Genomic DNA, 20,944 nt, shown 5'->3' with positions numbered 1-20,944 from the left:
TCTTTACGTTTGTGAAGAAGCAAACCGGCATCATAACACACTTTGCCAGTTCTAAAATGTTGCGGACAACCCCTTGTCACTTTTTGACGATTCATGAAAAGACATTTTTATGCCTTTCTTTAACAATTTTTATTCACACGTTAATCCTACTTGTTCTGTGCAAGCCAGCCGTTTTAATTGATTCAACGCGGAACAGATCTAAAATGAGAAAATCTTACGATATTCTAGATTCTCATTTTATATGTAAAATAATAAAAATTATTTATAAATCAATATGTTGAGTTGTTATGACAAAAGAATTTGTAAGTATTTCTGGAACTATTTTCACAAAGACAAGAGTTCTCGAAAGAGTAGGAGAACGCAATATTTATGTTGTATAAATTTATATTATATAAACGTGTGATAGAAAAACAAAGCCGCAAATGTTTTTTAGTTATGTAAAATATTGAAAGATTTTAAATAAATCATTATGTCCAAAAATATAGTGTGTTCTATTCTCTTTTTTTTATGACAGATGATAGAAAGATGCTCATTTAAAAATAAAACAGATTTGTGAATATTTGTGTGCTTTATTGCGTTGTGGATTTTAAATTTTAGATTGAAGCTGATAGCTTTGGGCTCTGACTTCATAGGAGGAGGCTGTTTGAGGGAGAATAAACGGAATATCCTCTTTAGGTAATTCAGAAACGTTTAAGGAACAATGATAAACATCGCGGAGATTTTGTGTTGTCAAAACGTGAGAGGCATTTCCTTCACAATAAATTTTTCCCTCCTTGAGCAAAATCATGTTATCTGCATAATGTGCCGCGAGATTGAGATCGTGAAGAACAGCAAGAACGCCACCACCAGAATGGGCAAATTGTTTTGCAATATCCATAACGATAATTTGATGTTGAATATCGAGGCTAGCAATAGGTTCATCTAATATCATCCAACGAGGAATTCCATTATAAATAGGTTTCCAGATTTGGCAAAGAACACGCGCAAGTTGTACACGCGCTTGTTCTCCACCTGATAATTGGTGATAATACAAGTTACCGTAATCAGAAAGGTCAACACGTTCTAAAGCCTCTTGGATAAGATTTTGCAATTCGGCTTTGGCGATGGTAATGTGATTTACAGAAAGTCCAAGTCCTACAACTTCATGGACTAAAAATGGAAAGACGAGCGTTGTTGATTGTGGGAGCACAGCACGCATTTTTGCCATTTCATAAGTCTTTGTTTGGCGGATATCATAACCATTTAAGGTTATTTTTCCACTATAAGGAATTTCCCCACTCAATGCTTTGACAAAAGTACTTTTTCCAGATCCGTTGGGACCGATAATGATGCTAAAAGCGCCACTTTTAGCTTGAAGATTAATGTGGGTAAGAATCTGTTTCTTTCCGCGCTGAACGCAAATATTTGTTGCTTCAATCATGAAAAGTCTGTTCCTCGTTTGCATATAAGGATCCACAGGAAGAAGGGGGCTCCGAAAAGTGCTGTTACGATTCCAATTGGCAATTCTGCGGGGGCAACAATTAAGCGTGAAAACGTATCAGCAAAAATAAGTAACGCTGCTCCCAAGAGAGCAGCATAAGGAATGAGATAACGGTGATCAGGACCAATGAGCTGACGTAAGATATGAGGAACAATAATACCAATAAAACCAATACCACCGCTGACAGCAACAGAACTACCACACATAAGAGCAACAAGGGGAATAGCAATATTTTTAACACGTTGAACAGGGAAACCGATATGGCTAGCAACAGCTTCTCCAAGCGCAAGAGCATTCAGTGCTCGTGATAAAAAGGGAGAAAAAAGAAGACCAAAAAAGATGAAAGGGAGAACAAGCCATACTTTCAACCATGTTGCACCCGCAAGAGAACCAAGACTCCAAAAAGTGATATCACGTAACTGTTGGTCATTGGCCATAAAAATCAACGTTCCGACAACTGCACCGCTTAAGGCTCCAAGAGCGATGCCAGCAAGCAACATGGTTGCAATAGAGGTAAAGCTATGATGCGTTGCGATTATGTAGAGAATAATCGTTGATAAAAGCCCACCACAAAAAGCGCCTATGATAACTTTGTAAGGCTCTAGAAAAGGTACAAATGAAACAGGAAAGGCAAAACCTACAACAATGGCTAAAACAGCACCAAGACCGGCTCCTGCTGATACACCTACAATACCAGGATCTGCAAGCGGATTACGGAAAAGTCCTTGCATAAGAACACCAGAGACAGCCAAAGCGGCGCCGATCAATAACCCTAAGATAATGCGTGGAAGCCTTATATCGATAAATATGAGATAATCGCGTGTTTTACGACTGACAGAAAATTCTTGCGTAAACATGCTATAAAGAAAATCAAAAAATGAAGTATTTGAAGCACCATTTAAAAGTCCGCTTAAAATACTAAAGACGAGAAATATTATGAGAGCAGATAAGAGTATTTTTCTCGCATTTTCACGATTTATTTTTTTATTTTTTTCTGTTTCAGAGGCATAAATCATGGATAGCTTCTCTACCAATTCTATCCGTTTTTATCGTTTTGCTTTGCGCCATAAAGCATATGAATAAGGTCTCTTGATGCATCTGCAGTGCGTGGACCAAATCCTAAAAGATACATAGCATCCATTTGTTTAATAGCATGATTTTTGGCGGCAGTTGTTGCTTGAATTGCTGGTATAGCTAAAAGCTTTTCAAGGTTAGTAGATTTTCCACTATGTGTTATAAGTAAAATAGCATCAGGATTTGCTTTCAATAATGCTTCGTTATTAAGAAGCTTATACCCTTTATAATCAGTAATAGCATTGATAGCTCCTGAAAGTTTTATGATACCATCAGCCGCTGTATCGGTTCCAGATGCCATAACGCGTCCATTTTGCACGGACAAAATAAAAAGGACACGCTTTGGTTTGGTTACTTTTGCCAAAAGAGCATCATTTTCTACAAAATCGCGACTCACTTTTTTAATTAGTTCAGCGGCTTGAGCTTCACGATGAATGGCTTTTCCAACAAGGCGAATTTTTTCTATGACACTTTCTCGAGAATAATCTTCTGGTATGATCACGACAGGGATTGACGTTTTTTTGAGAATTTCAACTGTTGAAGGAGGCCCACTTCCTTCAACGAGTAAGATGCCTTCTGGAGCAAGAGACAGAACACCTTCCGGTGAAAGAGCGCGCATATAACCAAGCACAGGAAGTTTGAGGGCTTCTTTGGGATAAACACTCGTACTATCACGGGCAACAAGTTGATCTTGTGCACCTAATGCATAAACAATTTCCGTCAAAGAACCACCGATGGAGACAATTCGTGCATTTTCAGAAAAATGTGTGGTAGGTTCAGCAATGACTCTTTGAGAAAAGAAACTAAGAGAAAGCAGTACAAAAAGAAGAAAAAAACTTAAATGTCTGCGCAAAAGAAATATAAGCATATTTTATCTTTCTAAGCGACGACTAATTCTTGATATAGAGGAAGAGATTTCAATAAAGAACGCCAATCTTCACGCTCTTTTTGACCTTCTTTGCGCAAGCCAAAAAATTGAACAATCATCCCATCATTCTTATCGAAAACTTCAAGCGAACTGACATAACCATCACGGGTAGGTTTGCGAACATGCCATACACTCGCAATCCCAGATGTGAGTAAATGGAGGTCAAATCCTGGATCAAGAACATTAAGCCAAGGCCCCATTTGTTTAATATTTTTCACAGTTCCACTAAAAATTTGAATACATCCCTTATTTCCAACAAAGCACATAATGGGCAATTCTTGTTGTGCGGCTTGGTTCAACATGATTTCAACAGCATTGACCTGTAATTCTTCGGCAAATTCATTGCCTGCATATTTTACAGCATAATGTCGATTAATTTTAAATTCAGAAATAATTTCGTGCAGTTGGTGTACATCTGTCATTTTCCGCCAACGATCCCGAAACCTTTCGACATCTAATTCTGTTATGTCACACTGAATGGGGAGAGAAACAGGAAGAATGTCAAGAACAGAAGATTGATCTTCAAGAAGGAGCTTTTCAACAAGTTTATTCCACTCTTCCATATTTGTCGTATCTTTAGAATAGATTTTTAAAATAGCAACACCATGTTGATCAAAAAATTGTAGACTTTTTGCAGGTTTTCCAAGAATGATGACATCATATTCAAAACCGAACTTCCAGTGTTTTGTAAAAATACGCAAATCAATTTCACCAAGTGTTATAGGAACATGTTGGCTTTGAACAATTTTTTCAAAACACCCTGTTATTTCATGAACAGCATATTCATTGCGTGTTAAGACCATGACTTTTCCAAGTCGAGGAGCACTTTCCAAGAGAGTAGCAACATCAGTTTGCAGTCTTTTTGCTTTTCCAACGCTACAATAAGCCGCAATCAGCTCCGCTTCAGATATACCAATCGAAACCGCAAAATCGCGATTTCGCATTTCTTTTTTTTCTTCACGCAAACGAAGAATCATTTCAGCTGTATGGGCCATGGACTTTACCTCATATTACTTAATTCAAAAACGAACTTTCAAATTTTACAATTCCAAGGCAATAGACTAAACTTTACTTAAGCGTTCAATCTATCACAAAATAACATTCTACCGCCAACAGCTGAACAATCAAAAAATGATAAAACAGAAAGAATTAAAGTTTTTCTATCAAATCTTTGTAATTTTAAAGATGTTAAAAATAGAAACACAATAACTAATCCTTTTATCGATATAATTTCATTGATCTAATCGTTAACAGAAGTGACTAAAATTTTTGTACGAAGGATACTTTAAAGTTACGACCAGGCTGGCTGTAATAATCCTTCGGCGTTGAACTTTTCCCTGAAGGAAGTTCTGATGCATTCCAATATTTTGTATTGAAAATATTATAAACACCGGCTCTTAGAACAGGTCCCGTTTCACCGAATGGTTTCCACCACCCTGTCATATCAACGACATGATAGCCTGGAATTTTTTGGTAATCAGATTCGCCTGCTACTTTATCGCGTTTTGCTGCCAAAGTAAGGATAATATCGCTTCCCCAAACCTCTTTTGCATAGCCTAATCCGATAACGGCTTTCAAAGGAGGAATTGAGTTAAGATATTCCTTTTTGTCAAGATCTTTTCCTTGAGAATAAGCAAGCGCAACATTGGTATGAAAACCGTTTTTAAGAACTAAATGCGCCTTTGTTTCAACACCAAAAATTTGCACTCGGAAACGATTCATGTAATGCCGACGCGCAAATCTGAATTCTTCTGATGGCCCTCTATCTTCGGTATCTATGAAATTCTTGTACTGGTTAATAAAGGCATTGAAGGAACCTCCGAAATTTGCATTTCCATATCGTAGACCAACATCATATCCATTGCTTGTTTCTGGTTGAAGATCAGGATTTCCTTTTACGTAATAAGCAGAAGGCTTAATATAAGAAACGTAAAGCTCTGAAATACGTGGTGCACGAAAAGCTTGTGCCCACTGAGCATAGAGTGTTATTTGATCACGAATATCCCACTCCGCACGTAATTTAGGAGAAAAGCGTGATCCATTTCTTTCTGGAGGGAATTTATCAGAAATTAGTGCTTTTTCATAAGCAGATGTTTTCTGAGGAATATACTTGTACCAATCATACCGAATTCCTGGCGTTACACGAAAACGATTATCAACCAAACCAATTTCATCTTCAAAAACAAAACCTAAATTGTAGCCATTGGTATCTGGTGAATCTGATCGATTAGCAGGAACAAAAAGGCATCCTCGAGCGTATTCTTTTATATGACAATTATCTTTACCGAACAAATAGTGATGAAATTTAGATGACGAAACATCTGTCGCAAATTTCAACGTATGGCTTACAGTACCAAAATCCATTTTTTTAAGCGCATCAGCATTGAAACCATAATTGATATTCCGTAAAAAATTATCCCTCAAATAATCGCCTTTGGGGGCAGAAACACGAACGCCGGTTGTAACATAACGACTTGATTGCCTTTGCCAATAAAGCTGCCCACTAAATGCATCAAGAATCGCGTCGCCATTACCATTATAATTATAAGAAAGAGAAAAGCGCTCACGAAGTTTATCATCCCGTTCATAAACAGAACCTGGAGCATATCTCTTAGATGAATTTAATGCATGTGTATTACTATTATGACCAAAACGCTCTGCGGTAAAACCAAGCCGATGATTATCACTCAAATATTGATGAATTTTAAAGAGCAAATTATTTTTGTCAAAATGAGAAGGATTTTTACGTGTACGCTCTCCATATCCGTCCTCTGTTCCCATATTTTTACGCTCATGACCTTCTATATAAGATCCTTGGAACAGCAAAAATGTCCGGTAATTGCGCACAGCAAAAGCTTGATCAACGCGCCAACTGTTATCAACAGAATGATAACCCCCTTTTATAAGGCTTCCCCAATTCTTTTCTCCAGTGATAAGGTCTTCAGGATTAAGGGTATGCAGCGCAATTATTCCCCCTAGGGCACCAGAACCATAAAGACTAGAATCTGATCCTTGAATAGTATCAAACGTAGAAAGAGCATTGAAATCAAAAGTGGTGTTTCCTCCGCCACCACGGAATATATCATTAAACCATGGAAGAGAAATACCATCCATTGTCGTAACAACACGGTTTGCATCTAAACCACGAATAACGAAACTATTATTCTCTGAGTTATAAGAGATAGAAGGATTAAGACGGCTGACATCATAAACATCAGTTATTTGTTTTTCATCAATATTCTCATTGGTTTTACGATCAGTTAGAACGGTTATTGAATTTGAGGCATCTTCTATTTTTTTTCCTTTAATAAGGATTGGTTTGAGCTCAGTCACAACATTCTTATCGCTGTTTTGTGCAAAAACAAATGAAGGTATACAAACCGACAACGCACCTAAAATCACACAGCTCTTATGGATATTTTCTCGTCTTATTTGCATAACACATTATAACCTTTTTTTTAAAAAACATCCCCTCTCTAAGCTTGAAATTTTACATATAAAAATGTCCGTAAAAACGCTTGACTTAACCCTGTTAAAAATTAGCCAACCAAGCAGGAATGATTTAATCATATAAAATCACAGAGAAAACATATTAAACATGATAAAATCAGTCAAGAAAAAAGTTGCAATTTCAAAATAGCTTGTTTTAATGAGATAAAATACCAATATTGCACTTAGAAATTGCACTTAGAATAGCGGCGGAAGAAACGATGAACTTGGCAAATACGAGGCAGTTATCAACTCTTTGGATTGGTGCATTTATTGGCGCGCTTTCTTTGCATATAGTAGTGGGAGCACAGTTTTATTTTCGAAAGATTGGTGTCAGCAACGGTACGCTCTCGTCGACAGTTATGCTAACGCTTACTCAAGAGAGTCTCTATCTAGATGCTGATATAGATTCGTCAAATCCAGATCATGATACAGATTTATCAAGTGTCAGCACAAAATCAGAACGATTACAGCCAGATCTTGCAGAGCAAGAACCAGAGATATCGGAAACGGTGGATGAAATTCAACCGGAAGAGCCGCAGTACACTGTAGAAAAAAATGATTTTACAGAAAAAAATTTGGAAGAATCTCTTCCACCAAAAGTAAAAGATAAAATATTTGAGAAAAAAATAAAACCAAAGACAGTTTTAAAAAAGCCATCTGTAAAGGCTGTGCGTTCATCAACCGCCAGACAGAGCGGTAGCACAGCAGGGCTTGAAGATGTGATGTTAATGGAGTGGTTAGCAAAGGTACAGTCGCAATTAGAACAGCAAAAAAATTATGTTGTAGGGCAACGCACCAGTCGAACAAAAGGAACGGTGAAGTTAGAATTTAGGGTGCATGAACGGGGGAATATTTTTTCTAGTCGTGTTGTCGTTTCTGCTGGAGATCCAAAACTTGATCGATTGGCTATGGCAGCATTGCAACGCGTTGGTTCTTTTCCACCCCCTCCACCATCAAAAGTGAATAAAACGATTAGAGTATCCTTGATATTTAGCTGATTTTTATGGGGTGCTATTCGTATAATATGTTTATTTATAATAATTTTGATCATTTTATAATTTGAATAAAATATGGTTCTTTCCAAATCTTTGTGACGTTAAATCAATCAAAGCCATTGGCTTAATATGACACAAGGAACAAACAAGGGACAAAGGAGAATATGGATAAAAAAATTAGACGTGAATAATACTTCTTAGTGAATGCTTTAAATGAAAGGGATATCGCAACATTGGGCATTAGGGGCTAATAAAGCTATCACTTTTATATCATTAAAAACAATACATCTCGTTGATTTTTATACCATCCGTAAGAGAATTTTTATAAGCACTCTTCAGGTTCCGTTCACCGTTGTGAAATGAGTTTAAAAACATTAAAAATCTTTTTTTAACAAAAGAAGGCATAAGAAATAATATCATTATGACGAGATGTTTTATTTTGTATGAAGGATGTGAGCTTATATAAAAATAAGAGAAATAAAAGGTAAAGCTTCATCTTCATTCTTTAAAGATATTGATATGTTTTTAAAGCTGTCAAGCTGAATAAAAAGGGACAGGGCGGGAGGATATTTTTTAAGTTTTTCACGTTCAATGAGTCTATCTTTCTGCTTCAGAATGCTCCAAGTAGATAGATGCAATAATGCCTCCTATTGAGTATAGAAATATTGTAAACAGCAAAAATATTCGCAAAACATGTTGTTGTACAAGATTTAAATGTTGATGAATAAGCAACAGTAAAAAAATGAACTATTCCTTTCACTTTTTTATATTGAAACCTCTGTGATATTATTGTTTATGTGTTAAAATGAAATGCACTATTTGTGCAACATGATGATTTGTAATGATAAATCATTATTTTATATTTGAAATGAAAGCCCCAAATAGCGTAGGGGTTTCCCATTTCAGCTCTATTGATACGACATCAGTTCAAATCACAGATTTGCACTTCATAAAGCAGGGTTATATGCGGGCACTCTTTGGAAGAGGATAAAATACTTCTTAAGAACGCCATGCTATTAGTATGAGGGAAGATTAAGGCATATTATTTCCATCGGCCCGAAAGCAGGTCGGTTTTGATATCTATTTTTCCAGTAAGTCTTGCTTTGTAGACACCGTAACTTTCCATGACACGCATCACATAATTGCGTGTTTCTGTATAAGGAATGCGCTCAATCCAATCAATGATGTTATCGAGAGACTGTCCTCGAGGATCGCCATAACGTTTTATCCATTCATTGACCCGACGGGGACCCGCATTATAACCAATAAGCGTTAGTATATAGGATCCATTAAAACGTTCCAATTGTTCATTGAGAAAATGGGCTCCTAATGTTGCATTATAACGGGCATCACTGCTGAATTTTTTATGAGACCATGTGATTGAATATTTTTTTGCGAGTTCCTTTGCTGTTGTAGGAAGCAATTGGAGTATACCTTGTGCCCCTGCTTTTGATATGGCTGTTGGATTAAATTCGCTTTCTTGACGAGCAATGGCATAAATAAGAGATTTTTCTTCTACAGAAATATGAGTAGAAGCTGGTATGGCCCCCAGAGGATGAGCAAGCGCACCGACATTTTTTCCCTGAAATGCAGCCATTTTTCCGATTTTGAGGCTGGTATAATAGTCACCATTTTTTTCTGCCATAACAGCTAGAAGAGCTAATTCACCGGGGCTTTCTATTTTTTTTCCGAGTTCTCTATAAAAAACTTTAGCAAAATCAGTATAGCCGGCTTCTTCAAGACGTTGAATGGCTTTAATAGCTTTTCGTGCACTAAAATGTTGTCGCTCAGCGGTTGTCGGTTTTGGAAAGGAAATGTTCAGCTTTTTTTGGTTGAGTCGTGCAGCGGCTAATTGACCATAATAAGTTGCACCAAAATGAGCAGCGCGATGAAAGTAATGCTGGGCATTTTTGTGTTCTCCTAGCGTTTCTGCTGTTCGTCCCATCCAGTAATATCCACGTGATGCAGAAAAAGGGAGAGAAGAGAGTTGAGGAATACGTGAAAAATGTTGCATTGCTAATTTAGGGTTATGAAGAAACCTTAGTGCGTACCATCCTGCGTGAAACTCAGCATCGACGGCTAATTCAGAGGTTAACCCCGTGTGCATTACAACGAGTTGATAAGCCATTTTTGGTTTGTTTAAATCAAGCATTTCGCGAGAAAGGGCACGTTGTTCTTTCCACAATGAATAAGGGTTCATTCGATGAAAGGCATCTTTTGATGTTTTCATCATGAACGCTGCAGCTGCATCATATTGCTCTTTTTTTCGAAGATGGCGCATTCGAGCAAACTGAAAGAAAGAATTTTTTTTCCATACTCTCTCTAGAGCTTGTAATTTTTGTGTCGCTCTAGGATCATTTTTTTCAATGGCCACAAAAACATTAAAAAGAGATTGCGCATGGGCTAATTTTGCAACACGTGCTGCTGAATCAAAACGATGTGCATACAGCATAAACTGCATGCGTTTTAAATGATCAATAGGTTTTAAAGCAGTGCTTGCATTTTTAAGAACAAACATTTCTTCTTTTGCATTAAGCGGTGTTTTATGCCACCACGGTGCAATAACCTGTTGAGCACGCGTGGTTTGTCCTGTTGCCATAAGTGCTTTAGCAAAAAGAGCCATGCCTTGTGCTGTTCGGGGGGGGTGATGAGAAAATTTTTGGATGATAGCGCGTGTGGCATTAGTTTCATTCAGAAAAGTACGTTCAGCATTGCGTTGCATCGTTTCTATGCCTGGCCATCCTTTTAGCGTGTTGATTGCATTAAATATTTCAGAACTTGGTATCTTATCTTGGTTGGATATCCCCAGTGCCCATGTCAAAATGTAACGATCAAGATTATGTTTTTCCAGTGAATTACGCAGGTTTATTGTTTTTGCAGCATTGTTGTTTGCAAGAGCATCGAGCCCATCTTTCAGTTGCTTGAGTGCTGCAGCACTGTGTGCTGTCGTGTCTTTCTGTTGAGAAGATTCTTGAGCTTCTTGTTTTACGTCAAGGGGGGTAGGGCGTGCCAAAGGAATGGGGGCTGTTCCATGTAAAAGAGCTGTTTGTGCATAGGCACTTGAAAATAAAATTCTTATTGCCAGTATAAATGCAGTAAAGGTTGATACGAAAAGAGAGGTGGAAAATACACGCATAGAAAAAAGACCTTGAGACCTTGCTTTTTGTAAAAACTTAAGGGTTTATAGAACACAAGCATGAAAAACGCGTTAATACAGACAGTTTATTTTAAAGAAATGTTCAAAATTTAAGGAAAGACAAGTTCATCTTATGGGGGCTTTTTTCAAATTCATCTTGCTTCAATGATAGAGCAAGATTATGCTCTATTTAAAGTTTATAAAGGCGATTATTAAAAAGAATAAAAGCGAACATTATAGGGAGTTTATCATGCTCAAGGGAGCTATAACTGCGCTCATTACACCGTTTGATCATAAGGGTGAAATTGATGAGAAAGCGTTTTGTGATTTTGTTGAATGGCAGATCACACAAGGGATTAACGGTGTAAGCCCTGTTGGAACAACAGGTGAATCAGCAACTTTAAGTCATGAAGAACATAAACGAATTATAGAATTGTGTGTTAGGCAGGTTGCAAAGCGTGTTCCTGTTGTTGCTGGAGCAGGATCCAATAGTACAAGTGAGGCTGTAGAGCTTGCACAATACGCGCAAAAAGCTGGTGCAGACGCCGTTTTGGTTGTTACTCCTTATTATAATAGACCCAATCAGTCTGGTTTATATAAGCATTTTTCTTCCATTGCCAAAGCTGTTTCTATTCCGATTATAATTTATAATATTCCGGGGCGTTCTGTTATCGATATGGCTGTAGAAACGATGCGAGAGCTTTATCAAGATTTTAGCAATATCATTGGTGTTAAGGATGCAACGAGCAGAATTGAGCGCGTGAATGAACAGGGTGAAAAGTGTGGCAAAGATTTTGTGCAACTTTCTGGTGATGATTGTACAGCATTAGGATTTAATGCTCATGGGGGTGTTGGATGTATTTCGGTTTCCTCCAATGTTGCTCCAAAACTTTGTGCAGAGCTTCAAGATGCTTGTTTCCATGGTGATTATAAAACAGCACGGGAATTAAATGATCGCCTCATGCCTCTCAATCGTGCGGTGTTTATTGAACCGAGTCCTGCCGGTATTAAATATGCTGCTGCAAAATTAGGATTTTGCGGTGAGACTGTGCGTTCTCCGATTGTTCCATTAACAGAAAGTACAAAGAAGATTATTGATGCAGCTCTTCATCATGCTGGTCTTTTAAAAGCGTAAAATGATATTGACAAAGCCATGAATAAAAAAAAGAATGCACCCGTACGGAAAATAATTGCTGATAATCGTAAAGCACGTTTTAATTTTGAAATTCTTAATAATCTTGAAGCGGGTCTTGTTCTTCAAGGAGCGGAAGTGAAGTCTTTACGTTCTAATCATGCGAATATTGCTGAAAGCTATGCCAGTTTTGAAAATGGGGAATTATGGTTAGTAAACAGCTATATTCCTGAATATACGCAGGCTAATCGTTTTAATCATGAGCCGCGACGTTTGCGTAAGTTATTACTTTCAAAACGTGAGATGGCACGTTTTTTTAATGCAACATCCCGTGAAGGAATGACACTTGTTCCTCTCAAACTTTATTTTAATGAACATGGACGTGTTAAGTTAGAAATTGCTCTAGCGCGTGGGAAAAAACTTCATGATAAGCGGGAAACGGAAAAAAAACGTGATTGGGGACGTGAAAAAGCAAGACTTTTAAAAAGATATGGATGATTTTTTTGTATATTCTTTATATTGATTTAGCATTGATCTAAGTATGTTTTTGCTGCTTGAAAAATTTGGTGAAACATAGCGTCTGTCAAGCGGCCTGTATTCGTATTATAACGAGAACAGTGATAGCTTGAAAAGATGCGTAATCTTCCAATGTTATTAATTTTACCATGTCCAAAAGGGTAAGCTAAAACTTTTTCATTAAGAGCGCGTATCGTTGAATGGTGTGCAATGGTACCTAAGGTGATAACAGCTTTAAGTTTGGGAAGATTTGTTAAAAGAGGCGAAAAGAAAGAGCGGCACGTGTTAATTTCTGTGCCGGTGGGTTTATTTTCTGGTGGAACACAACGAACAGAGTTAACGATAGCAGCGTCAATCAGTTCAAGAGTATCATCTGCCCTTTCTTCAAAAACGCCTTGGGCAAACCCAAATTTTTTTAAAGTGGAATAAAGTAAGTGCCCAGCATAATCACCCGTAAATGGACGTCCAGTTCGATTGGCTCCGCGCAATCCAGGAGCAAGACCAACAATGAGAAGACGTGTTGTTTCTGCTCCTTTATAGGGAAAGAAAGGGCGTACCGGTGCGTTATACCAACTTGGTTCTTTCACACGCCAGTCAGCAATAAACTGATGGAGCCTAGGGCATAAATTACAATTTAAGGGTGGTTCTGGGCAAAGCGATGTTAATGGGCTATTCATGGCGTTAAGCATCAATTGTTTTTTATTCTTTTGAGTCCTTTAGTGACGTATATGACGGGTTATATTGTGATAAACAACCTAGAAATAAATAAACTGTTTTAGAAGGAAGTTTAATATAAATTTATGGCTAATGATGATGTAATGAGAGGCAATTTTTCAGTCATTTATTCGATGAATAAGAGTGCAATACATATAATGCTCAAAAAAACTGCTTTCATAAAAAATCTTATCATAAAAAGTATGCATAAAGCTGTTGTTATTGGAAAGGATTTTTAAGAGTTGCTATTCCTTTTAAAAGGATAAAGACTCTAAAGAGATATTTTGTCAAGAAACACCTTCCTTTGTTTAAATCCAATTTATTAGAATGCTTTTAAGAGCAGTTTCTATAACGTGCATGAAGAGGATATACATTTTTTATAAAGTTTCCAAGATTTTTCTAAAATTAAATTCTTTAAGCAAAAAATATAAAAGTTTGTATTGTTTTTCTTGTGTTTTATTTTGATTATTGTATATACTCCTCGTATTCGCTATTTAAATTTTTATTTGAGAAAGAGGCATAAATGGCCCGCGTAACGGTAGAAGATTGTATTGATAAAGTTGATAACCGCTTTGAATTAGTACTTTTAGCAGGTCATCGGGCGCGTCAGATTTCACAAGGAGCACAGATTACAATTGATCGTGATAATGATAAAAATCCGGTTGTTGCTTTGCGTGAAATAGCAGAGGAAACATTGTCGCCTGCTGATTTAAAGGAAGATCTTATTCATTCGCTGCAAAAGCATGTGGAAGTTGATGAGCCAGAAATGGCAAGTGAATTCATCACCCATTCAAGTGGAGCTGAAAGTGTTTTTAATACATCATCGCAAGAAGAAGGCGCTTCATTTGATCAGATGTCAGAAGAAGAGCTTTTAGCGGGTATTGAAGGTTTGGTTGTTCCGGAAAAAAGTGACGATTATTAACTGCGCCAGTTAATATTACAGGAGTGTTGATATTACAAGAGTAAAGATGCTTTGTCTGTAAGAAGCTGTTATTTTCTTGTCTTTTATTGATAAGATGTGTTCAATGGGTATTAGAGGTGTGAAAAGATAAAGGATATGCTCGTATGATGCGTCAGTGTGAGCTTGTTGAGCGTGTTCAGCGTTACAAGTCTGACGTAGACGAGGCTCTTTTAAACAGAGCCTATGATTATGCAATGAGAAAGCATGCACATCAAAAGCGTGCTTCGGGTGATCTCTATTTTTCTCATCCTTTAGAAGTTGCTTCTATTTTAACAGATATGCGTTTGGATGAGGCAACGATTGCTGTTGCTCTTTTGCATGATACGATTGAAGATACAAGCGCTACGCGAGCAGAAATTGATCAGCTTTTTGGTTCTGAAATTGGGAAGTTGGTTGAAGGGCTTACAAAGCTTAAGAAGCTTGATCTTGTTTCGAAAAAAGCTGTGCAGGCAGAAAATCTTCGTAAACTTCTTATTGCCATTTCTGATGATGTTCGTGTTCTTTTAGTCAAACTTGCAGACCGCCTTCATAATATGCGTACCCTTGGTGTTATGCGTGATGATAAACGCCGGCGAATTGCTGAGGAAACGATGGATATTTATGCGCCACTTGCGGGGCGTATGGGTATGCAGGATATGCGCGAAGAGTTAGAGGATCTTTCTTTCTTTTATTTAAATCCAGAAGGTCATCGTACGATTACCAATCGACTTTCTGAATTACTGAAGCACAACCGTGATTTGCTTTCCACAATTGAAAATGAATTGACAAAACTTTTTTTGGAAAATGGCATTAAAGCAGATGTTAAAAGCCGTCAGAAAAAATCTTATTCAGTCTTTCGCAAAATGGAAAGTAAAGCCTTATCTTTTGAACAGTTATCGGATATTTTTGGATTTCGTGTGATTGTTGAATCCGTGAATGATTGTTATCGTGCTCTTGGTGTTATCCATACGACATGGCCAATGGTTCCAGGTCGTTTTAAAGATTATATCTCTATCCCAAAGCAAAACGATTATCGTTCTATTCATACAACTATTGTAGGGCCTTCGAGGCAACGCGTTGAGTTACAAATTAGAACGGCTGCCATGGATGAAGTTGCTGAATATGGGGTTGCGGCCCATTCCATATATAAAGAGCAGGGTTCCAATTATTCGGCTTCGAAGTTATCAAGCGAAACGAATGCCTATGCATGGTTGCGTCAAACAATACAAGCTTTATCTGATGGAGATAATCCGGAAGAGTTTTTGGAGCATACAAAACTTGAGCTTTTTCAAGATCAGGTTTTTTGTTTTACGCCAAAAGGTCGTTTAATTGCTTTTCCTAAGGGCGCGACGCCTATTGATTTTGCTTATGCCGTCCATACAGATATCGGTGATTCTTGTGTGGGCGTAAAAATTAATGGTCGTATTATGCCTTTAATGACTAAGTTAAAAAATGGTGACGAAGTTGATATTATTCGTTCACACGCTCAAATTCCGCCGGCCGCGTGGGAACTTCTTGTTGTCACTGGGAAAGCACGTTCAGCTATTCGACGCGCAAGTCGCGCAGCGGTACGTAAGCAATATTCAGGCTTAGGATATCGTATTCTTGAGCGTGCGTTTGAATATATGGGAAAAGAATTTTCAAAAGATGTTTTGAAGAAAGTTTTGCCCCGTTTGGCACGTAAAGATGTAGAGGATGTCTTGGCTGCTGTTGGGCGTGGAGAGCTGTTTTCGTCTGATGTGATTAAAGCGGTTTATCCTGAGTATCAAGAGCGTGTAGTACAAAAGTCATCTTTTAAGCCTGGAGAAGAAGGGTGGTTTAATATTGAAAATGCTCAAGGGATGATTTTTAAGGTTCCAGAAAATGAAAAGGATGCAATGGTTGAGAATCAACAATCTAAAGCACTACCTATTCGAGGAACCCGTGGGGATATACCTGTACGTTTTTCACCAGAAGGGGCTGTACCTGGAGATAGGATTGTTGGTATTATGCAACCAGGTGCTGGGATCGTTATTTATCCAATCCAGTCTTCGGCTTTGATGGCCTATGATGATCAACCAGAACGGTGGATTGATGTCCGCTGGGATATTGATGCTCAAATGCATGAACGTTTTCCTGCACGGATAAATATTTTGGTTGTAAACAGTCCTGGTTCGTTAGCTGAAATTACGCAAATAATTTCAGCTAACGATGCCAATATCCAAAATTTATCTTTTATCCGTACAGCACCAGATTTTACAGAAATGATGATTGATTTAGAAGTTTGGGATTTAAAACATTTGAATCGTATTTTTTCTCAATTAAAAAAAGCAGATTCAGTCAGTACAGTACGGCGGGTTCATGGATAACAAGAAAGATTTTGCGATGAATACACAAGATGTCATTGATATTTTTAAACAAGCAGATGCTATTCTAGAAGGGCATTTTATTTTAACATCGGGGCGCCATAGTGCGATTTATATGCAAAAGGCAAAAGTGTTTATGCATGCTGATTTGACGGAAAAGCTTTGTCGGGGATTGGCTGAAAAAATCAAAAAATCTATTGAAGGAAAAATTGATTATGTTGTAGGGCCCGCAATTGGCGGTCTTATACCTTCTTATGAGACTTCACGTCACCTTGGTGTTCCTTCTCTTTGGGTAGAGCGTGTCAATGGTGTCTTTGAATTGCGTCGTTTTGAAATCAAGAAGGGCGCACGGGTTGTTATTGTCGAAGATATTGTAACAACGGGTCTTTCCATTCGTGAGACTGTTGAGGCTTTGGCAGCAGCAGGAGCAGAGATATTAGCAAGTGCATGTATCCTTGATCGTTCTGGTGGTAAGGTTGATGTTGGCATTCCGTTGATTGCTCTTGCTGAATACGAGATAGCTTCTTATGCGAGTGATGCACTTCCTGCAGATCTTTCTGCTCTTCCAGCGATTAAACCGGGCAGTCGAAATATTTAACTGTCTTGCTATTTTTTTATGCAAAAGCTTAAAAAGATTAATTTGGATGATGTAGATTATTTCATCATCAAAAGATGTGTATATGAGAGTTATATGCTTTTTCGTCGTAAAAAACCAATTGATTTTGTAACGCGTATTAGACTTTGGTTATGGCCACGTCGTTCATTTTCTCGCTCATTTTCTTACATCTATAAACGTATTTTGCGTATATCGGCAACACCACATGAAGTTGCGTTGGGGTTTGCTATTGGCATTTTTTTAGCTTGTTCTCCTGTCTTCGGGGTGCATATCATCTTGGCAATATTTCTTTCGTGGCTTTTGCGTGCAAACTTTGCGGCTGCAATCATTGGGACGGTTTTTTCTAATCCACTCACATTTTTATTGATTGCCATGGCTGATTATAAAGTGGGATATTTTTGTTTATCGCTTTTTAGCGATGTTAATGAGATTTCTCTTTCTCAAATTCGTGCTCTGTTTAATGGTTTGACAATGTCAAATTTCTCTCTCCTTTTTAAAGGTGCATGGGACTCAATTATGAGTCCGATGATTTTAGGTGGAACTCTTTTAGGTGTTGTTTTGGGTAGTTTATCTTATATAGCTGTTTACAGGGCAACGGCTCGTTTTAAACAAAAGCGCTATCAAAAGATTATAAAAAAAAGGCGTTTAAAGAAGCGTTCATTGTAAGAAAGATTGGGTAAAATCTTATGATTGTTGGTCTTGGAAATGATTTGGTTGATATACGACGTATTGAGAAAATGTTGGTTCGCTATGGCGAGCGTTTTATCCAACGTATTTTTACGGATATTGAAAGGAATAGATCCGAAAGTCTTAAAAAAAAATCTTCTTCTTATGCAAAAAGATTTGCTGCTAAAGAAGCGTGTGCTAAAGCCTTAGGAACGGGAATCGCTTGTGGTATCAATTGGAAAGATATGGGGGTGGTTAATTTACCATCTGGTAAACCAATCATGCAATTAACAAATCGTGCGCAAATGCAACTTCAAAAGTTATTACCTCCGCATCATGATGTGGTTATTCATCTTAGCATAACGGATGATTTTCCTTGGGCGCAGGCATTTGTTATTATTGAAGCACTTCCACGTGGATAGATGGCGTGAGAGATTGTGCTTTCGTTATTTGAATATTATGATGAAAAAAAGTTATATTTGTGTTGAGAAGGCAGTTGGTGATGATCCAAAAAGATAAAGTGCATAAAAAAGAAAAAAAAGGTGGGATTCTTGAATTAATTTCTGTTTTAATACAAGCTCTGCTTTTAGCAGCGTTTATTCGGACACTTTTTTTTCAGCCTTTTAGTATTCCTTCTGGTTCAATGCGTCCTACTTTATTAGTGGGGGATTATCTATTTGTTTCTAAATATGCATATGGGTATTCTCATTTTTCCATTCCCTTTTCTCCTCCCCTTTTTTCTGGACGTATTTGGGCTTCCCAACCTCAACGGGGAGATGTGGTCGTTTTTCGTTTACCAAGTAATCCAAAGATTGATTATATAAAACGCGTTGTTGGGCTACCAGGTGATCGTATACAAGTGCGTCAAAGCGTTCTTTATATTAATGATGAGGCTGTTTCGCGTCACTTTATGGGAGTGATTGATAATTCTGATATAACGGAAATAAATTATCCCGTTGAGGTTTATCGCGAGACACTGCCGAATGGTGTTAGCTACGATACGCTTGATTTAGCTTTCATCCCAAAAGTTGATGATACAAAAGTCTTTGAAGTTCCTCAGGGACATTATTTTATGATGGGTGATAACCGTGACAATTCGGATGATAGTCGTTTGGATGTAGGCTATGTTCCAGAAGAAAATCTTATTGGTCGCGCGAGCATAATTTTCTTTTCTATCAGTAACGGTTCAAGTGCTTGGCAGATTTGGCGCTGGCCATTTGATGTGCGTTGGAAACGTTTGTTTTCTTTCATAAATAAGGTTCATGATTTGCCACTTATCAAGCAAGGAAACAACGATGAAACGTCTCATGATTGATCAGCTTTTCAAGCTGACGGGGCATCGTTTTAAAGATGAAGAAAAATTAAAAAGAGCATTAACACACGCGAGTGTACAAGATTCAGAACAGGGGAATTATGAACGATTAGAATTTCTAGGTGATCGGGTTCTAGGGCTTTTGATTGCAGAGATGCTCTATCAACTTTTTCCGCAGGCAAGTGAAGGTGAATTATCCGTACGTTTGAATCATCTGGTCAATGCACAGACATGTGCTGATATTGCGCGCGAAATGAGGCTTCCTGAAATGATCCATGTTGGTTTTGAGATGAGAAATTTTGCAGGACGTCGACTCATCAATATGCATGCAGATGTTGTGGAAGCTTTAATTGCCGTGATGTATCTTGATGGAGGATTAGAGAGTGTTCGTCCCTTTATTCAAAAATATTGGCAAGGTCGGGCTAAGAAAATGGATGCTGGTCGGCGTGATGCCAAGACAGAATTACAAGAATGGGCGCATATCCAGGGCAACGCACAGCCACATTATCAGGTTATAAAACGCTCTGGTCCAGATCACGATCCTGTTTTTATGGTAGAGGTCAGTATTTCAGGTTTTGCTTCAGAGATTGGGCAGGGAAGCTCTAAACGATATGCCGAAAGAATGGCCGCTGAAAAAATTTTGCGACGAGAGGGGGTGTGGAAAACAGTGGGAAAAAATGATCATGAGTGACGTTATGAAAACCCGTTCTGGATTTGTTGTGCTGATTGGGATGCCTAATGCTGGTAAATCAACTTTGGTTAATCAATTGGTTGGAACAAAGGTTTCAATTGTAACCCATAAAGTACAAACCACACGAACTCTAATCCGCGGTATTGTCATTCATGATGATGTGCAAATTGTGTTGATCGATACACCGGGTGTTTTTCGTCCCCATAAGCGTTTAGAACGTGCCATGGTTTCTGCTGCTTGGGGAGGAGCCAAAAGCGCTGATGTTCTTCTCATTTTAATTGACGCTCAAAGTGGTCTTTCAGATGAAGTTGCTATGATGTTAGATATTGTCAACAATATGAAACAAGAAAAAATTCTTGTTCTCAATAAGGTTGATACCGTTGTTAAATCATCTCTTCTAGCGTTAACCACTCAAATAAATGAACGTGTAAAGTTTGCACGAACATTTATGATTTCTGCTCTAAACGGTTCTGGTTGCAAGGATTTACTTCATGCGTTGAGTAACATGATGCAGGAGGGGCCATGGTATTATCCGGAAGATCAAATTTCTGATATGCCCATGCGTCATCTCGCTGCTGAAATTACGCGTGAAAAGCTCTTTCTTCGTCTTCATGATGAACTTCCTTATTTTTCCACGGTTGAAACAGAAAGCTTTGAAGAGCGTTCAGATGGTTCCGTTAAAATTAACCAAGTTATTTATGTAGAGCGTGAAAGTCAGAAGAAAATTGTTTTAGGTGCAAAAGGCGATACAATTAAAACGATTGGTCAAGCAGCCCGCAAGGAGCTCATGGAAATTATGGATCAAAAGGTTCATCTTTTTCTCTTTGTAAAAGTGCGCAATAATTGGGATACTGATCCAGAACGTTATCGCGAAATGGGATTGGATTTTTTGAAATAATTAAAATAA

At 37.9% G+C, this 20,944-nt stretch carries 18 protein-coding genes; 11 read left to right on the top strand and 7 right to left on the bottom strand.

What is annotated here, in order from left to right; genetic code table 11:
- Positions 1 to 586 precede the first annotated feature (586 nt).
- The 5 genes from FNZ60_RS03710 to FNZ60_RS03690 all read right to left on the bottom strand — a co-directional run bounded on the left by FNZ60_RS03710 (position 587) and on the right by FNZ60_RS03690 (position 6,920).
- On the bottom strand, positions 587 to 1,420 hold the full coding sequence (locus FNZ60_RS03710; RefSeq protein WP_142416354.1) for a heme ABC transporter ATP-binding protein: 834 nt from the start codon (positions 1,418 to 1,420) through the stop codon (positions 587 to 589).
- The gene (locus FNZ60_RS03705; RefSeq protein ID WP_142416353.1) at positions 1,417 to 2,496 is read right to left on the bottom strand and encodes a FecCD family ABC transporter permease; all 1,080 of its coding nucleotides are present in this window, start codon (positions 2,494 to 2,496) and stop codon (positions 1,417 to 1,419) included. Before FNZ60_RS03705 ends, FNZ60_RS03710 begins: the two co-directional genes overlap by 4 nt.
- 20 nt (positions 2,497 to 2,516) lie before the next feature.
- Entirely contained in the window at positions 2,517 to 3,422 is a 906-nt protein-coding gene (locus FNZ60_RS03700) for a heme/hemin ABC transporter substrate-binding protein (protein WP_142416352.1), read from the bottom strand.
- A gap of 11 nt (positions 3,423 to 3,433) precedes the next feature.
- Positions 3,434 to 4,477, bottom strand: coding sequence for a hemin-degrading factor (locus tag FNZ60_RS03695; protein ID WP_142416351.1), 1,044 nt, complete (start codon positions 4,475 to 4,477; stop codon positions 3,434 to 3,436).
- A 265-nt stretch (positions 4,478 to 4,742) separates the two neighbouring features.
- Positions 4,743 to 6,920 carry a TonB-dependent hemoglobin/transferrin/lactoferrin family receptor gene (locus FNZ60_RS03690; RefSeq protein WP_142416350.1) on the bottom strand — a complete coding sequence of 726 codons (2,178 nt, stop codon included), beginning with the start codon at positions 6,918 to 6,920 and terminating at the stop codon, positions 4,743 to 4,745.
- Between the two features lie 272 nt (positions 6,921 to 7,192).
- On the opposite strand from FNZ60_RS03690, the gene FNZ60_RS03685 reads away from it, so the two are divergent.
- Positions 7,193 to 7,972 carry an energy transducer TonB family protein gene (locus FNZ60_RS03685; protein ID WP_142416349.1) on the top strand — a complete coding sequence of 260 codons (780 nt, stop codon included), beginning with the start codon at positions 7,193 to 7,195 and terminating at the stop codon, positions 7,970 to 7,972.
- A gap of 1,039 nt (positions 7,973 to 9,011) precedes the next feature.
- Here FNZ60_RS03685 and FNZ60_RS03680 read toward each other — a convergent pair.
- The gene (locus FNZ60_RS03680; RefSeq protein ID WP_142416348.1) at positions 9,012 to 11,105 is read right to left on the bottom strand and encodes a lytic transglycosylase domain-containing protein; all 2,094 of its coding nucleotides are present in this window, start codon (positions 11,103 to 11,105) and stop codon (positions 9,012 to 9,014) included.
- 250 nt (positions 11,106 to 11,355) lie between these two features.
- On the opposite strand from FNZ60_RS03680, the gene dapA reads away from it, so the two are divergent.
- Together dapA and smpB are read left to right on the top strand one after the other, a co-directional pair.
- Positions 11,356 to 12,240: a 4-hydroxy-tetrahydrodipicolinate synthase gene (gene dapA, locus FNZ60_RS03675; RefSeq protein ID WP_142416347.1), complete on the top strand. Its 885-nt coding sequence runs from the start codon at positions 11,356 to 11,358 to the stop codon at positions 12,238 to 12,240.
- 18 nt (positions 12,241 to 12,258) lie between these two features.
- The gene (gene smpB, locus FNZ60_RS03670) at positions 12,259 to 12,735 is read left to right on the top strand and encodes an SsrA-binding protein SmpB (RefSeq protein ID WP_142416346.1); all 477 of its coding nucleotides are present in this window, start codon (positions 12,259 to 12,261) and stop codon (positions 12,733 to 12,735) included.
- 26 nt (positions 12,736 to 12,761) lie between these two features.
- On the opposite strand, the gene FNZ60_RS03665 is transcribed toward smpB, so the two are convergent.
- Entirely contained in the window at positions 12,762 to 13,430 is a 669-nt protein-coding gene (locus FNZ60_RS03665) for a uracil-DNA glycosylase (protein WP_142416345.1), read from the bottom strand.
- A 560-nt stretch (positions 13,431 to 13,990) separates the two neighbouring features.
- Here FNZ60_RS03665 and rpoZ point away from each other — a divergent pair.
- From rpoZ to era, 8 genes are all read left to right on the top strand, one after another.
- Entirely contained in the window at positions 13,991 to 14,389 is a 399-nt protein-coding gene (gene rpoZ, locus FNZ60_RS03660; protein ID WP_142416344.1) for a DNA-directed RNA polymerase subunit omega, read from the top strand.
- A gap of 143 nt (positions 14,390 to 14,532) precedes the next feature.
- The gene (locus FNZ60_RS03655) at positions 14,533 to 16,755 is read left to right on the top strand and encodes a RelA/SpoT family protein (RefSeq protein WP_142416343.1); all 2,223 of its coding nucleotides are present in this window, start codon (positions 14,533 to 14,535) and stop codon (positions 16,753 to 16,755) included.
- 16 nt (positions 16,756 to 16,771) lie between these two features.
- Complete coding sequence (gene pyrE / locus FNZ60_RS03650) at positions 16,772 to 17,350, top strand: orotate phosphoribosyltransferase (protein ID WP_142416358.1); 579 nt, start codon at positions 16,772 to 16,774, stop codon at positions 17,348 to 17,350.
- 93 nt (positions 17,351 to 17,443) lie between these two features.
- Positions 17,444 to 18,034: a DUF2062 domain-containing protein gene (locus tag FNZ60_RS03645; protein ID WP_142416342.1), complete on the top strand. Its 591-nt coding sequence runs from the start codon at positions 17,444 to 17,446 to the stop codon at positions 18,032 to 18,034.
- A 20-nt stretch (positions 18,035 to 18,054) separates the two neighbouring features.
- The gene (gene acpS / locus FNZ60_RS03640; RefSeq protein WP_142416341.1) at positions 18,055 to 18,456 is read left to right on the top strand and encodes a holo-ACP synthase; all 402 of its coding nucleotides are present in this window, start codon (positions 18,055 to 18,057) and stop codon (positions 18,454 to 18,456) included.
- A gap of 80 nt (positions 18,457 to 18,536) precedes the next feature.
- Complete coding sequence (gene lepB / locus FNZ60_RS03635; protein ID WP_142416357.1) at positions 18,537 to 19,349, top strand: signal peptidase I; 813 nt, start codon at positions 18,537 to 18,539, stop codon at positions 19,347 to 19,349.
- On the top strand, positions 19,330 to 20,037 hold the full coding sequence (gene rnc, locus FNZ60_RS03630; RefSeq protein ID WP_142416340.1) for a ribonuclease III: 708 nt from the start codon (positions 19,330 to 19,332) through the stop codon (positions 20,035 to 20,037). The genes lepB and rnc overlap by 20 nt, the downstream gene beginning before the upstream one ends.
- Entirely contained in the window at positions 20,030 to 20,935 is a 906-nt protein-coding gene (gene era, locus FNZ60_RS03625) for a GTPase Era (RefSeq protein ID WP_142416339.1), read from the top strand. Before rnc ends, era begins: the two co-directional genes overlap by 8 nt.
- Positions 20,936 to 20,944: the final 9 nt, after the last annotated feature.

Source organism: Bartonella massiliensis (genome assembly GCF_902150025.1).
Taxonomy (GTDB): domain Bacteria; phylum Pseudomonadota; class Alphaproteobacteria; order Rhizobiales; family Rhizobiaceae; genus Bartonella; species Bartonella massiliensis.
Note: the sequence above shows the minus strand (reverse complement) of the source record. Positions and strands in the feature narration are given on the sequence as shown.